The sequence below is a fragment of the Yersinia alsatica genome (genome assembly GCF_902170305.1).
Taxonomy (GTDB): domain Bacteria; phylum Pseudomonadota; class Gammaproteobacteria; order Enterobacterales; family Enterobacteriaceae; genus Yersinia; species Yersinia alsatica.
In genome coordinates, this window is record NZ_CABHWW010000028.1 from 250,604 (window position 1) to 267,047 (window position 16,444).

A 16,444-nucleotide genomic window follows, 5' to 3' on the forward strand; every position below is an offset into this window, starting at 1 on the left:
GCTTCAGATAAGCGGGTTCATTGGCTATTCCTATACAGAAAGATAATTAACTTTATGAGTAACTAGGGCTGTTTGGCTGGCTAAACAGCTTATTCTTCATGCGCGCGTGTAACTAAATCACCTTTGAGTGATATACATACTTTAGGCCACAAGGATAGGCAAGTTCATCATATGTATCACTATGATGATATTCGCCTTTTTGTTGCTAACGCAATGACTCTATGTCTGCATTGTTAGAGTTATATTGCCAATTAAAAATCGGAACTTTGAATTTATTATGAACGGTTTCTATTCATATAAATCATTTATGCGGATGGTCGCACTAAATACTTTATTAGTGCAATTAATGCTGCCACTTGTGATTGCGTTTACTCCGCTCATCTCTGCGTCTGCTCGTGCTAATGAATTAGATGAGCAGATGGCGAGAATGCGTTTGTCAGACATCCTGACAGAGCCCAACACCACGGAACCTCAGCACAGTGGACAATCCGATAACCCTTTATCTGACAACCCATTTTTGGTGCCTTCTTTACCGTCAGATGCCCCTTTGAATGTTCCATCGACACCTCTTTTCATACCGCAAGATACATCTAAAAATATCATTGAGCTGCCTGATTTAGGCAGTATTCAGAATGATATCGACGTGAACAATAAGTTTGCCGTAACAGAAGATAATGTTGCCAGTGCTGCGACGCAGCTTTGGGGCATTATGGGTAACGAGAATAGCAGCCGGGCGGCAGAAAGTGCCGTTACTGGCGTCGCTTCTGGTTTAGCCTCGCAAGCGGCAGCGGACTGGCTAGGTCAGTATGGTAATGCCAGAGTGCAACTCAATTCGAACAGTATCGGTAATGTCGATGTGCTGATCCCATTAACTGAAACGCAAAATAATCTGTTATTTGGTCAGTTAGGGGTGCGTTACAACGGGGAAAGAACAACCAATAACGTCGGCCTTGGGGTGCGAAGCTTCACCGACAGTTGGATGTTTGGTGTTAACACTTTTTATGATTACGACCTGACCGGCAAAAATAGTCGTTTGGGGGTGGGCGGTGAAGCTTGGACTGACAACCTTAAATTCTCTGCTAATGGTTATTACCGGTTGACTGACTGGCATCAGTCCGTGCTGGCCAATATGGAAGATTATAACGAACGTCCGGCTAATGGTTTTGATGTCCGTGCGGAGGCTTATCTGCCCAGCTATCCACAATTGGGTGGCCGTTTAATGTATGAAAAATATTTTGGCAAAGGTGTCGCCCTGAATTCGGGTAGCACAAATCCGGGTGATTTAGGCGATTCCCCTTCGGCTTTCACTGTGGGGGTTAATTACACGCCAATTCCATTATTCACGGTCGATGTGGCACATAAGAAAGGTCAAAATACCAATAACGAATTACAACTTGGCCTGAACTTTAATTACCGCTTTGGGGTGCCCTGGATCGATCAAATTAATAAGAACACCGTTGGCTTGATGCGTAGCCTAATGGGCAGCCGCTACGATCTTGTTGACCGCAATTACAATATTGTCATGCAATATGAGAAACAGGATTTAATCAAACTGGTATTGCCGGAAACCCTGTCGGCTTATGCGATTACCAATCTTCCGCTAACAGGTAATATCACTGCCAAATATGGCGCAGAGAGAATGGAATGGAGTGCCCCGGCATTAATTGCTGCGGGAGGATCAATCATACCGCTGACCATGGAGTCCGCGTCTGTCACTCTGCCACCTTATCAACAGCTCCAGACCGCTAACAACTATCAGATTAGTGCCGTTGCTTATGATGTGCGTGGTAATCGCTCCAATACAGCAACAACTACTCTTGTGGTGCAAGAATCACCGCAACAAATCTCTCTTACTCTTAGTGGTGGCAGCCATATAGCGATTGCCGATGGTAATGCTCCGGTGAGCTATATTGCGACCGTGGTTGATACGAGCGGCACGGTAGCAACTCCATTAGCAGGGATGAATATCGTCTTTGATTCCACCGTGGGTAATGTATTGACCCCGAATGCTGTTACGGATAATCAGGGCAAAGCGAATATTACGATCAGAAGTACGCTAGCTGGTGGCGGGCATATCCGTGGTGCATTGGATAACGGCAATCGTGCGCAAGCGCCATTGGTCTTTATTGCCGATAGCGGCACAGCAGAGATAGTCAGTGGCAACCTAACCGTGACGGTTGATAATGCTACCGCTAATGGCAGTGACCGTAATGCGGTGCAGGTTTTGGTCACCGATGCAAATGGCAATCCCGTTCCCAACGAGGTAGTCAGCTTCAGTGTGGATAATGGTAATTTGGCCAGCCCGAGTGCAAGTACGGGGCCAGATGGTATTGCCACGATGACGTTGACCAATACTGTGACGGGTACCACGGTGGTGACGGCGACGGTAAATAGTAGTAATGCCAGTGTGAACACCACTTTTAAGGCGGATGCGACAACAGCCGAGATTGCAGATACAGACTTCATCGTCGCCAACGGAGCGCTAGCTAACAACACTGCCACCAATGCGTTAAGTGCCACGGTGAAGGATGCTGGGGGCAATGTGGTGCCGAATGTAAGTGTCACTTTTGTGGTGAGCGGCGGAGCGACCTTTGCCGGTGGTACCCAGACTCATCTGTCCGTGACCACCGACAATAGTGGGGTAGCAACAGCCCGGCTGGTGAGTTTGGTGGCGGGCGTGCATTCGGTAACAGCTGCCGTGGGGACCAACACCACGGCACCGCAAGACTCAACCTTTATTGCGGATGAGAGCACCGCAGCGATTGCGGCGGCAGACTTTAGCGTCGCCAGCGGAGCAGTGGCTAACAACACAAGCACCAATGCGCTAAGTGCCACGGTGAAGGATGCCGGGGGCAATGTGGTGCCAAATGTTAGTGTCACTTTTGTGGTGAGCGGCGGAGCGACCTTTGCCGGTGGCACCCAGACCAGTTTGGTAGTGACCACCAATAATAGCGGGGTGGCGACAGCGGCACTGGTGAGTCTGGTGGCAGGTGATCATTCGGTAACGGCGGCGGTAGGAAGCAATATTACAGGACCGAAAAACTCGACTTTTATCGCCGATGAGGCCACCGCAGTCATTGCGGCGACCGACTTTAGTGTTGCCAGCGGGGCGGTGGCTAACAACACAAGCACCAATGCGCTAAGTGTCACGGTGAAAGATGCCGGAGGCAATACGGTGCCGAATGTGAGTGTCACTTTTGTCGTCACCGGTGGGGCGACCTTTACCGGTAGCACCCAGACCAGCCTGACCGCGACCACCAATAACAGCGGTGTAGCCACCGCCGAATTGGTGAGCCTGGTGGCGGGCGATCACTCGGTAACGGCCGCAGTGGGGGCGAGCACGACAGTACCGAAAAATTCGACCTTTATAGCGGATGAGGCCACCGCGGTCATTGCGGCGGCCGACTTTAGTGTCGCCAGCGGGGCAGTGGCTAACAACACAAGCACCAATGGGCTGAGTGCCACAGTGAAGGATGGTAATGGCAATGCGGTGCCAAATGTGAATGTTACTTTTGTCGTCACCGGTGGGGCGACCTTTGCCGGTGGTACCCAGACCAGTCTGACCGCGACCACCAATAATAGCGGGGTGGCGACAGCGGCACTGGTGAGTCTGGTGGCAGGTGATCATTCGGTAACGGCGGCAGTGGGAGGCAATGTCACAGGACCGAAGAACTCGGCCTTTATCGCCGATGAAACTACCGCAGTGATTGCAGCGACCGACTTTAGCGTCGCCAGCGGGGCAGTCGCCAATGGCAGTGCCACCAATGCACTGAGTGTCACGGTGAAAGATGCCGGAGGCAATACGGTGCCGAATGTGAGTGTCACTTTTGTCGTCACCGGCGGAGCGATCTTTGCCGGTGGCACCCAGACCAGTCTGACCGCGACCACCAATAATAGCGGGGTGGCGACAGCGGCACTGGTGAGTCTGGTGGCGGGCGATCACCCGGTAACGGCGGCAGTGGGAGGCAATGTCACAGTACCGAAGAACTCGACCTTTATCGCCGATGAAACCACCGCAGTGATTATGGAGACCGACTTTAGTGTCGCCAGCGGCGCAGTGGCTAACAACAGTGCCACCAATGCGCTAAGTGTCACGGTGAAAGATGCCGGAGGCAATACGGTGCCGAATGTGAGTGTCACTTTTGTCGTCACCGGCGGAGCGACCTTTGCCGGTGGCACCCAGACCAGTCTGACCGCGACCACCAATAACAGCGGGGTGGCAACTGCCGAGCTGGTGAGTCTGGTGGCAGGCGATCACCCGGTAACAGCGACAGTGGGATCCAGCACTACGGTACCGAAAAAATCGACCTTTATCGCCGATGAAACCACCGCAGAGATTACGGAGACCGACTTCAGTGTCGCCAGCGGAGCGGTGGCAAATAACACAAGCACCAATGCGCTGAGTGCCACGGTGAAGGATGGTAATGGCAATGCGGTGCCAAATGTGAGTGTCACTTTTGTCGTCACCGGCGGAGCGACCTTTGCCGGTGGCACCCAGACCAGTCTGACCGCGACCACCAATAACAGCGGGGTGGCGACAGCGGCACTGGTGAGTCTGGTGGCGGGGGAACATTCGGTAACGGCGGCGGTAGGAAGCAATGTCACAGGACCGAAAAACTCGGCCTTTATCGCCGATGAGACCACCGCGGTCATTGCGGCGGCCGACTTCAGCGTCGCCAGCGGGGCAGTGGCTAACAACAGTGCCACCAATGCGCTAAGTGCCACGGTGAAAGATGCCGGGGGTAATAATGTGCCAAATGTGAGTGTCACTTTTGTGGTGACCGGCGGAGCGACCTTTGCCGGTGGCACCCAGACCAGCCTGACCGCGACCACCAATAACAGCGGGGTGGCGACCGCCGAACTGGTGAGTCTGGTGGCGGGCGATCACCCGGTAACGGCGACAGTGGGAAGCAATGTCACAGTACCGAAAAATTCAACCTTTATCGCCGATGAAACTACCGCAGAGATTACGGAGACCGACTTTAGTGTCGCCAGCGGGGCGGTGGCTAACAACACAAGCACCAATGCGCTGAGTGTCACGGTGAAAGATGCCGGAGGCAATACGGTGCCGAATGTGAGTGTCACTTTTGTCGTCACCGGCGGAGCGACCTTTGCCGGTGGCACCCAGACCAGTCTGACCGCGACCACCAATAATAGCGGGGTGGCGACAGCGGCACTGGTGAGTCTGGTGGCGGGCGATCACCCGGTAACGGCGGCAGTGGGAAGCAATGTCACAGTACCGAAGAACTCGACCTTTATCGCCGATGAAACCACCGCAGTGATTATGGAGACCGACTTTAGTGTCGCCAGCGGCGCAGTGGCTAACAACAGTGCCACCAATGCGCTAAGTGTCACGGTGAAAGATGCCGGAGGCAATACGGTGCCGAATGTGAGTGTCACTTTTGTCGTCACCGGTGGTGCGACCTTTGCCGGTGGCACCCAGACCAGTCTGACCGCGACCACCAATAACAGCGGGGTGGCAACTGCCGAGCTGGTGAGTCTGGTGGCAGGCGATCACCCGGTAACAGCGACAGTGGGATCCAGCACTACGGTACCGAAAAATTCGACCTTTATCGCCGATGAAACCACCGCAGAGATTACGGAGACCGACTTCAGTGTCGCCAGCGGAGCGGTGGCAAATAACACAAGCACCAATGCGCTGAGTGCCACGGTGAAGGATGGTAATGGCAATGCGGTGCCAAATGTGAGTGTCACTTTTGTCGTCACCGGCGGAGCGACCTTTGCCGGTGGCACCCAGACCAGTCTGACCGCGACCACCAATAACAGCGGGGTGGCGACAGCGGCACTGGTGAGTCTGGTGGCGGGTGAACATTCGGTAACGGCGGCGGTAGGAAGCAATGTCACAGGACCGAAAAACTCGGCCTTTATCGCCGATGAGACCACCGCGGTCATTGCGGCGGCCGACTTCAGCGTCGCCAGCGGGGCAGTGGCTAATGGCAGTGCCACCAATGCGCTAAGTGCCACGGTGAAAGATGCCGGGGGTAATAATGTGCCAAATGTGAGTGTCACTTTTGTGGTGACCGGCGGAGCGACCTTTGCCGGTGGCACCCAGACCAGCCTGACCGCGACCACCAATAACAGCGGGGTGGCAACCGCCGAGCTGGTGAGTCTGGTGGCAGGCGATCACCCGGTAACAGCGACAGTGGGAAGCAATGTCACAGTACCGAAAAATTCAACCTTTATCGCCGATGAAACTACCGCAGAGATTACGGAGACCGACTTTAGCGTCGCCAGCGGCGCAGTGGCTAACAACAGTGCCACCAATGCACTGAGTGCCACGGTGAAGGATGGTAATGGCAATGCGGTGCCGAATGTGAGTGTCACTTTTGTCGTCACCGGCGGAGCGACCTTTGCCGGTGGCACCCAGACCAGCCTGACCGCGACCACCAATAATAGCGGGGTGGTGACAGCGGCACTGGTGAGTCTGGTGGCGGGTGATCACCCGGTAACGGCGACAGTGGGGGCGAACATCCCGGTGACAAAAAATTCGGCCTTTATCGCCGATGAAACCACCGCAGAGATTACGGAGACCGACTTCAGTGTCGCCAGCGGGGCGGTGGCAAATAACAGCGCCACCAATGGGCTGAGTGCCACAGTGAAGGATGGCAATGGCAATGTGGTGCCGAATGTGGATGTGATCTTCACGGTGACCGGCGGCGCAACCTTTGATGGGATCAGCCAGACCAGCCTGACAGTAAACACTGACAGTAGTGGGATAGCGACAGCGGGACTGGTGAGTCGGATAGCCGGAGGCAACGCGGTGACCGCGACGGTGGGTACTTATACCACTGCAGCCAAAACCTCGACCTTTATTGTGGATGAGGCCACGGCGGCAGTACGCTCAGTGCGTTTAGATGGGAGTGGAACCCGTAAGGTAGCAAATAATACGGATGTATTTACTTTCACCGCAACTGTTCTGGATGATACGAACAATCCAGTTCCAGGAGTACCGGTGAAATGGTTCCAGGATAGCGGGAATAATGGCGTAATCCTTTCTGATTCTGGTGGCAATGTTGTTGAAAGTACCGTCACTGACGGGAATGGGCTCGCAACCGTGCAGGTAAGAAGCAATCAAGTACTGGTCAATAGCGTTATGATCTCTGCAGTGTTTGATGCAGGTAGCCAATCACCTGTTGATGCCAACACGACAGTGAGTTTTTATAGTTATACATTCAAGATTGATCCGATATCTAAAAATATAGCCAAAGATGCTACCGTGCAATTCAGTATTACGGCGACAACAACAGATACGGCTGAAATCGTAATACTTACGAGTTCGAATGCATCTATTGTCTGGGGTACAAGCAACAGTAGTATTGTTTCAATTACGTCAAGTGGAATGGCTACAGGGTTAGCAGCAGTAGTAGGTGGTTCAAATTCAATTATCACTGGCCGAGGCCAGTACAATCACGTCGATTTTGAGGAGCAAGGGACTCTTACAGTATTCCCACAAATATCTAGCGGCCTATTTGGAAATGCTGGTGCTAATACGCCGCAGCTTAACCTCATTAGCCCTGAGGGAGGGTATACGATAAATATGAGGTGTGGTGATATTGTTGATGACATGTGGACGACCGCCTCATCTGGTGGTACTGGAGGAGATCTCAAAGTTGTAGGGAATATGGATGAAGTGGTTAGTGTTGATGTGACGTATGGTCAATGGGCATATGGTGGAAGTGATATCTATTTGACAAAAATAGTGTTTAACATGTCAGGCGGTTCAAGCGTCAGTTGTGGGAAGGGAGCGGCAGGGAATACAACGGTAACCTTCAATGTTGAGAATGGATATACTCTTCAAGGATATACAGCATATTCACGTACTCATAGTGGTGGTATGACTTATATTACGGGTGTTTCATTTACCACAATCTTTACAAATTAATTATATCGATAAGCTCAGGGTTGCAAGATAGCGGCAACTAATAAACGCCCAGTCACTTACTTAAATAAGTGGCTGGGTGAGGTTATTGCTAGATGATTTAATCCATCAAAACCAAGATGAAAAATAATACTCAACACACATTGAGGAAAATATCATGAAAATGGCTGGTGCTTTATTTTTTTATATTTTCTGGTTTTCGTGGTTGTTTTGCTTTATTTCTTTGCTTAGTGTCGAATTTGTGCCTGACTTAGTTAGATATCTATATTCCTCTTATTTTGGTATTGCCTTTTTTGAAGATGTTTATAGTCCACTGATTGCTACTTTATTGTGGTCATCACTTATCCTTGCAGTTGCCATTATCTTGTTGATCTATTTGTTTTTTAAACGTAACGATGACATTCAATACTAAAATTTAGTAACGTTTTATTTTAAATATCAATAGGGATTAATTCTATGGAAGAGAAACAAGTTATTATTCAACATGCCTGTCAATTTACTCGTTTCAGTATGAAAGATATTTTAAGCAATGTATTAGCTATGGAGCCAGTTAATATTGTTGATCATGCGGAATCACTGAATGATGTTTATGATAATTTGGTTCGTTTCCCTTCTACTCATATGGTCGTTTTAAGTCTGTATGGTTACGATTATTGTTACACTAATACCTTTGGCTTAATCATCAATTGGTTGCAGGAGAATCGAGCAACTTGTCGAGTCGTTATCATCGCCGATATATCTTATATCCGGCTATTAGAGCATTATTTTTACGGCATCGACCTTATTTATACCATGATTGCGCAAGCAGCCCCGATTAGCCATTTTGTCGATCGGTTAACACATGTCTTTTTCCAGGCCACTCCGACCAAACGTTTTTTTTATCGTAAGCGCCATCTGCCACTATCAAAACGAGAACAAACGGTAATGAGATTGTTGTTACAAGGGAACTCAAATAATAACATTGCGACTATCTTGCAGTTAAGCAACAAAACCGTCAGTTACTATAAGAGAAGTGCTTTGAGTAAGCTGGGAATTCCTTCTTTACAACCGATGTTAATTCTACCCATCAGTCAGGTAGTGTATTAACCCAATCAATTAAGTAGCCAACTTACTTTGTTCCAAATTTGGTATCCCAGTAACCCTTTGAGGATAAATTTTCGGCGTGAGAATCATTCTATTTGACCCAACACCACAGGATGTTGGGTCTCTGCCGGAGTACGAAACTTAACTTATACAGTGACTGACCATGCGCCAGTTGCCACTCAATACCCGAGTTTCACCTGTTACCTTAATCAAACCAATACTACGGATATCATCACTTGAAGCGCCAACCCGTATATCAAATTCACCGGGTTCCACTACGCGCTGGCCATCTCGCCGTGTAAAGCTGAGCATGTCAGTGGGAATATGAAATGTTAATCGAGCAGATTCACCCGGTGCCAGATAAACTCGCTGAAAAGCTTTTAACTCTTGTACCGGACGAACCATCGAGGCCACTTTGTCATGCACATACAACTGCACAACCTCACTACCCGGTTGTGTACCGCGGTTAGTCACAGTCAAGCTGACTTTGACCTCACCGCCTTCATTTACCACTTCGTGACTGAGTTGCTCCAACTGCCCATAGTCGAATTCTGTCCAGGTTTTACCGTAGCCAAACGGATAACGCGCCCCAAAATGGAAGGCAAACGGTGTGCCACCACTTTTCAGCTTATGGTTGTAGTAATAAGGCATGGCACCGGCGCTTTTGGGTACCGATACCACCAACCGTCCACCGGGTTCAGCTTTGCCGGTCAATATATCGGCAATGGCATAGCCACCTTCTTGCCCTGGAGCCCAAGCCATCAGCAATGCTGCAACCTGATCTTCTTGCCCACCGAGGTTATAAGGCCGCCCGCCAGTCATCACCACCACCACTGGTTTGCCGGTAGCCACCAGTTCATCGAGTAGTTGTTGCTGAACACCTGGCAGTGACAAACTATCGGTATCCGAACCTTCGCCAACCGTACCACTTTGGAACAGACCCGCGAGATCCCCCACACACAGAACGACCACATCACTGTGGCTTGCAAGGCGCACGGCCTCTGGGATCAGACTTGTATCTGTTGAAACCGGCGAGCTTTGCATTGGTTTGTTGCTACTGTCGCCGGGGAATACCGGTGCGCCCGCCATACGTTTCTCAATAATATGGCAGCCTTTCGCGTAATGAACATTATCGTTGCCAAGCTGTTCACGCATGGCTTGCAGCGGGGTGGTAACCTGAGTGGTTTGCTCCAACATATCGCTGATGATCAAATGTACCGGGAAACTGTAGCCACTCAGCAGAGCCAAAGGGTCATCGGCGGTTGGGCCAATAACCGCTACCTGTAGCTGACCTTTTAGCGGCAGGATGCCATTATTTTCCAGCAATGTTATTGAGCGAGTTGCTACATCGCGAGCGATTTGACGGGTGGTAGCACTTTGTAATTCAACTGCATTTTCATCGGCATAAGGATGTTCAAATAGGCCGAGGTTGAATTTTTCTTTCAGCACGCGACTAACGATTTCATCGATTTTTGCCATGCTAATCAGGCCGCGATCGACGGCTTCACGCAAATGACGGGCACAGTCATCTTTCGGTAGTTCCACATCCAGACCGGCATTAAAGGCCAGCGCTGCGGATTCCGCCGCATCGTGCGACACACCATGATGCTGATGCAGCAGACTAACACCGCCGTAATCGGCCACGATAATTCCATCAAAGCCCCATTGCTCACGCAACACCGTGGTCAGCAGGAATGAATCCGAATGACCTGGTTGATTATCAATATCATGATAAGCCGGCATCACTGAGCCAGCATTCGCCAGCTTTACTGCCATTTCGAATGGCAGCAGAAAAGTATCGTTGAGTTCGCAAAAACCGAGGTGCACTGGCGCATGATTACGTGCGCCCTCACTAAAGGAATGGCCAACATAATGTTTGAGAGTGGCCAGTAAGTCTCGTTTCTTCCCCTGTAGGCCTTTCACATAATGTGTCGCCATCATTCCGACTAGCCAAGGATCTTCCCCAAATGTCTCTTCGGTACGCCCCCAACGGACATCGCGGGAAACATCGAGCACCGGGGCAAGCCCTTGATGACATCCAGTTGAATGGGCTTCCTGCCCGATGGCCGCAGCGGCGCGCTCCACAAGCTCCAGATCCCAGGTAGAACCATAGTTTAGTGAGGAAGGAAATAGCGTGGCATCTTTACATAATAATCCGACCAGGCACTCTTCGTGAAACAGCGCCGGGATCCCCAAACGCGTCTCTTCAATAAGCGTCCGCTGCAATTTATTCGCGGCGCGCACGCCTTCTCGGGCATCAACAATATGTGTTCCCAGTGGGCGAGTAATTTGCCCGACACCCAGTTTTATACGTTCCTGTAGGGAGGCCTGTGCGCCGGCACCAGAAAACTCATCACTCATATCGGTGCGCTCTTTATGCAACCCATCAGCAGAAAGTATCAGCCAGAAAGCATGCATCTGGGCGAACTTTTCTTCATCGGTCATGCGCGACAACAGATCGGTAACGCGTTCACTAATCGGATACTGGGCATCCTTATAAATAACAGTCATGAATTACTCCTGTGTTGCCGGGGCCAGAGACGGCGCACCATTGCTGCTTTGGCGTTTAACAGCCAGTTCGTTGGCAATATTTGCGACCAGACGGCTATTCAGTTTATAAGCAAACAGCAGCAAGGCCATGGCGATAAATAGTGCTGAAGGAATGAGCGTGAATAAGACGTTGATGGTGGTCAGTACACTGGCAGATTGCGAAACCTCGCCGGGGACATAGTTCACCAGACCTAACACCCAGCCGACTACAGCCCCGCCAAGTGCCAAGCCGAATTTAATGGCGAACAGTGCGGTAGAAAATACTAGCCCGTCCAAACGGCGGCCAGTGCGGTGCTCTTCGTAGTCCACGACGTCAGAGAACATTGTCCACTGTAGCGGTGTGGTAAGGTTCTGAATAAAGCTAAATACGATATTGATGGCTAAGATAACCCATACTGATGAAGGGGGAATAAAGAATATCGCGCTGGCAAAAAACACAAAACTCACAATCGTCCATTGATAGGCCCGCACCCGGTCAAATTTACCTAGCAGGCGTTCGGAAAGTAATGCCCCCAAGAGAGAAGCCACCATGCCGGACACAATAAACATGAACACTAAATCTGGGCGTAACAGAACATATTTTACGTAATACATTGTCGCCGAGCCGCGAGTCACTACTGCGGTTAACAGCAGGATATTAAACAGAAAAATAATGCGCCACTGACTATTTTTTGTCAGCAGTTTTAAATCACTCAGCATTGAGCCAGAAGTATCATTACGCGGAGAATATCGCTCCCGAGTCATGGCAAAGCAGCAGTAAAATAATACCACCCCAAGCAACCCCATCAGACTCATGGCGTAGAAATACCCTTTCTGCGCATTGCCGTTTCCCAACCAGTCCACCAGTGGCAAAGCAATCACGGTAACAATTAGGCCACCAATAAATGACAGAGCAAAACGCCAGGATTGAATAGAATGCCGCTCACGCGGATTCAGGGTCAGTGCGCCGGGCATGGCACAATAAGGGACATTAATCGCTGAATAGACCAGACTGAGCAGGCTGTATGTGACACAGGCATAAATAATTTTTGCTGTGGGCCCAACATCGGGTACATAAAAAGTAATCAGGCAACTGACGCCGAAAGGAATAGCAAACCATAATAGCCATGGACGGAAGCGACCATGCTTGGTTTGGGTGCGATCAACTAGCGCGCCAATACAGGGATCAATAAAGGCATCCACCACCCGCACCAGTAAAAACATGGTGCCCATAATCGCGGCTGGCAACCCAAATACATCGGTGTAGAAATAGGCTAAAAACAGCGTGGCAGTTTGCCAGACCAGAGCGCTTGCCATATCGCCCAGGCCATAACCTATTTTATCTTTAGTACTGAGTACAAAGGCGGTATTCATTATGATTTCCTTTTGCCGGAACAAAAAATAGATTATTCATCCCATCCGCACAGCATATTTCACGTTTTTTGTGCCATAACTAGCACATGCCTAAAAAAGACAATGAAGAAAGCACTCAATCCAATATCTTAGGGATGACAGTGAAACAGCAATCCTTTGGGCATTCTTGAACAGCGGATAGTGCTGGATTGGCAGCTAAACCCTATGAAGTAAATATTATTTTCTGAGATTAGATTTAGGTTGTGATGGCGGAAACCCAATGGTTTTTTTGTTTTGGCACCTTCGTAATAAACACCTGCTATTTCAGAAAAATAAGTCATTCTATCGCTCCAGAAATGAATGAAATTAAACAGACACATTAGGTTTCATAGTCATGTTGGACTCCCCGTGATAGCAAGGGAATTCTGTAATTTCACTCGGGAGTTATGGAATTTAACAACTGTGATTTATGTCTAAAAAGTGATGTGCTTGAAGTATTGTTTAGAGAGTAATGTATCTTTAACAACAATCTATCTTTAAACCGTTGCATTACCTGAAAGTACAAAAAAATGAAAATTTAAAAATAAGCAATATAAGGCAGTTATAAAGGTTTTTCGCTATCCAAGTAAAATCTTAAATGGAAAAAATGGATTTGTAATCTCGGTTTTATATTAAATGAATGATTTTTCGTAGCTTGATATGGAAGGGAATGTGATTATTGGTATTTTTAACGGAGGGGAACGTTGAATTTTTTCTTTAAAAATGCATGTTATCGATTGAGTCCTATCTAGCTATTGTGAAAAAACCAGGCCGTATAAATACAGGCGCTGGTTTAATAACTATCACAAGCTAATTTATTTAGAATTCAGTCCATTCATCATCAGACTTTGCTGGAAGTTACTATATTCGTCATTGCACTTACTCACTATTTTTCTGACGTTCCTGTATTTATAGAAATAGTCGATTACTAAAGGAACTCAATCCCGATTGAACAATGTTATCCATTGTAAAATGACTATCAGGGTTGAGTTGTATCATGGGCATTTTTTAGGCTAGCTATTCAATAGAGTAAATCAGGCACTTTATCTGTATAGCCAGCTCTACTTATGGGCTCAATAATATCCTAGCAATTTCCACCACGCGCGACCGACCACAAAGATCAGAATGACATTGAAGGTCACTACACAGAAATTGATTCTATAGAAACGTGGCCGTTCAAAATAACCCTGAGCAAAGTAAATAGGGCCTGATCCGCCGCCATATTCAGTATTTCCCCACATCAGATTACTGAAAATACCGAAGCAAATAGCGACCATCATTGGTGGGGCTCCAGCCGCGATGGCTGTTGCACCAAAACCGCTGATGGTCGTTTCAAGTTTGGTGGTCATCCAACTGATAAAACCGAGGCTGGATAGGTCGCTAGCAAGGCTGATGATTACACTGAACCAGATAACGGTATCCCACGCAGCTTGATCTTTAAGTAGGTCTTTCCAGCTTACGGCTTGGGTCGCAAACAGGTAAGCGGCCAAACCTAAACCTACGATAATTCCTCCCGATCTGGCGGTGACCGACGGCATTGCCGGAGCCATAATCATCTCCTTATAAAAGAATTGAATCTTTCGCTTTCGTATTAACCCTGATGGGTTGAGAATTTCACAGCTCGATCCACCATTTGCGGTGCCATCCCCAAATAATTTGCTGGACTGACAGCTACACCAGCGCAATTTACGAGAAAATACGGCGTTTGGTACGTAGTGATCCCTACGCCTTAATCAGTGATCTGATTGAAAAAAACTATGGCGTAAAAAGCGAAGAGGTTCGTCAGACGATTACAGCCGTAGGCGTGTCGCCGAAAATAGCCAAAGTCCTTGGCGTTGAACCCGGCTCACCAGCCCTGAGAATTGTCCGTCGTTATGTTGATCATAACGGTGAAACATTCGAAACGACGATATCTATCCATCCTGCCGACAGATACGCTTGTTCCATTGTTCTGAGACCACAATCTTAGGTGGTTTTTAGCCGAGAGAGAAAATATCCCAGAACTGAGTATTGTCATGATCTAATCATGCCGGGCACTTAGTTAGAGATATAATGCGCAACGCGAGAATGCTAAGAAAAACGTTTAGCCATGAGTTCAAGCAGGAATGTGTCAATTTGGTTCTGCCGCACAAGTGAGTACAACTAAAAGCCCAGTTCGCCGAAGATACTATCGCTACAAACAAGGGCAACATTGCCCCTACTGAGAAACTCGTTGCAGAAGCCAACTTTAGACTAATATTCTTACCATCGCTCTTTATGACTAATAATAAGAAGCATAATCATAAATGCTTAAGAAAAAATTAAGCTGATTCAGTATTTACATTTCACTATTAAAACAACAAAATAAATTTAACTTAAAAAACATGTGACATCTTAGGACAGTAATCCCAGACTTAAAAAAGAATTATTTTTAGTAATTAATAATGTCAATCATCTGGTTAATATTTGCTGTCTGTTGTTATTTGGAGAATCAAGTGCAAGAAAACAAAACTGTCGATGATATTAATAGTGATTCTCATGAGCGTTTCCGTGCAGCCCGCAAAAGTACCTGGATAAGTGTATTTGTTAATTTTTTTCTAGTATTAGGACAAATAATTACCGGGATATTCTCTGGATCTCAGGGGCTTATTGCGGATGGCATTCATTCGCTATCTGATTTAGTTGCAGACTTTGTTGTGCTTATTGCAAATCATAAAAGTAAAAAAGGTGCTGATGATGACCACCATTATGGTCATCATCGATATGAGAATGGAGCATCACTAATTCTGGGAGCGATACTCTTTGTTGTTGGTATTGGGATGCTCTGGTCTGCAGTAAATAAAATTCAGCACCCCGAAGCTATCCCCCAAGTACACATTATTGCACTTTGGGTAGCCTTAGCTGCTCTGGTTCTCAAAGAGCTGCTTTTTCGCTATATGCTGGCCGTTGCCACTCGGGTCAAATCCAGCATGTTGGTCGCCAATGCCTGGCATGCACGTTCTGATGCGGCTTCATCTCTGGTTGTCGCTCTCGGGATCATCGGTAATTTATTAGGTTTTAAATTCCTTGACCCGGTTGCTGCTCTTATCGTCGGCCTTATAGTGGCCAAGATGGGTTATTCATTTATGTCAGACTCACTACACGACTTAATGGACAGGGCTGTAGACACTGAAACGGAAGATAAAATTAAGGCAACATTATTGGCAACTGAGGGTATTGAAGGTATTCATGACCTGAAGACAAGAAGAATGGGTGACTTAATTATTGTTGATGTCCATTTGGAGATTGATGGCCGTTTATCGGTAAAAAAAGGGCATGACATTGCAGTCGCTGCCAGAAATACAGTATTAAATAACTATCGTGTTTTAAATGTCATGACACATGTTGACCCAGTAAATATAGATGATAAGAGTTGTGAATAATGTTGATGCTTTATAAATCCTCATGTCCAATATTAGAGGCGGCTTTATCTAATCCAGACATGAAGATAGTATGTGATAAAATATTGCTAGGCCATTTTATCCTTCATCTTGAATAAAACACAACGCTGACTTAGTTATG

Annotated in this window: 6 protein-coding genes and 2 pseudogenes; 5 read left to right on the forward strand and 3 right to left on the reverse strand. The window is 48.0% G+C overall.

Annotation, left to right across the window (positions count from 1 at the left end; all coding sequences use genetic code 11):
• Positions 1 to 277: 277 nt before the first annotated feature.
• The 3 genes from FTA96_RS18255 to FTA96_RS18265 all read left to right on the forward strand — a co-directional run bounded on the left by FTA96_RS18255 (position 278) and on the right by FTA96_RS18265 (position 8,986).
• Complete coding sequence (locus FTA96_RS18255; protein WP_145574504.1) at positions 278 to 7,903, forward strand: Ig-like domain-containing protein; 7,626 nt, start codon at positions 278 to 280, stop codon at positions 7,901 to 7,903.
• A gap of 154 nt (positions 7,904 to 8,057) precedes the next feature.
• Positions 8,058 to 8,312: a hypothetical protein gene (locus tag FTA96_RS18260; protein ID WP_145506620.1), complete on the forward strand. Its 255-nt coding sequence runs from the start codon at positions 8,058 to 8,060 to the stop codon at positions 8,310 to 8,312.
• Positions 8,313 to 8,356: 44 nt separating this feature from the next.
• Positions 8,357 to 8,986, forward strand: a complete 630-nt coding sequence (locus tag FTA96_RS18265) for a LuxR C-terminal-related transcriptional regulator (protein ID WP_050111227.1) — start codon at positions 8,357 to 8,359, stop codon at positions 8,984 to 8,986.
• 138 nt (positions 8,987 to 9,124) lie between these two features.
• Here the strand turns inward: FTA96_RS18265 and FTA96_RS18270 are convergent, their stop codons facing one another.
• From FTA96_RS18270 to FTA96_RS18280, 3 genes and pseudogenes are all read right to left on the reverse strand, one after another.
• Complete coding sequence (locus tag FTA96_RS18270) at positions 9,125 to 11,494, reverse strand: glycoside hydrolase family 3 N-terminal domain-containing protein (protein ID WP_145532885.1); 2,370 nt, start codon at positions 11,492 to 11,494, stop codon at positions 9,125 to 9,127.
• Between the two features lie 3 nt (positions 11,495 to 11,497).
• On the reverse strand, positions 11,498 to 12,886 hold the full coding sequence (locus tag FTA96_RS18275) for an MFS transporter (protein WP_050111225.1): 1,389 nt from the start codon (positions 12,884 to 12,886) through the stop codon (positions 11,498 to 11,500).
• A gap of 1,091 nt (positions 12,887 to 13,977) precedes the next feature.
• A pseudogene (locus FTA96_RS18280) lies at positions 13,978 to 14,406 on the reverse strand (anion permease); the annotation flags it as partial.
• A gap of 152 nt (positions 14,407 to 14,558) precedes the next feature.
• Here FTA96_RS18280 and FTA96_RS18285 point away from each other — a divergent pair.
• Positions 14,559 to 14,873: pseudogene (locus FTA96_RS18285) on the forward strand (UTRA domain-containing protein); the annotation flags it as partial.
• Positions 14,874 to 15,378: 505 nt separating this feature from the next.
• Positions 15,379 to 16,305, forward strand: coding sequence for a cation diffusion facilitator family transporter (locus tag FTA96_RS18290; protein WP_145574506.1), 927 nt, complete (start codon positions 15,379 to 15,381; stop codon positions 16,303 to 16,305).
• Positions 16,306 to 16,444 lie beyond the last annotated feature (139 nt).

What these genes read in the sequence shown, in the direction of transcription:
- FTA96_RS18275 (WP_050111225.1), bottom strand. Translation starts at nt 12,886, where the DNA reads ATGAATACCGCCTTTGTACTCAGTACTAAAGATAAAATAGGTTATGGC.
- FTA96_RS18255 (WP_145574504.1), top strand. Translation starts at nt 278, where the DNA reads ATGAACGGTTTCTATTCATATAAATCATTTATGCGGATGGTCGCACTA.
- FTA96_RS18270 (WP_145532885.1), bottom strand. Translation starts at nt 11,494, where the DNA reads ATGACTGTTATTTATAAGGATGCCCAGTATCCGATTAGTGAACGCGTT.
- FTA96_RS18260 (WP_145506620.1), top strand. Translation starts at nt 8,058, where the DNA reads ATGAAAATGGCTGGTGCTTTATTTTTTTATATTTTCTGGTTTTCGTGG.
- FTA96_RS18265 (WP_050111227.1), top strand. Translation starts at nt 8,357, where the DNA reads ATGGAAGAGAAACAAGTTATTATTCAACATGCCTGTCAATTTACTCGT.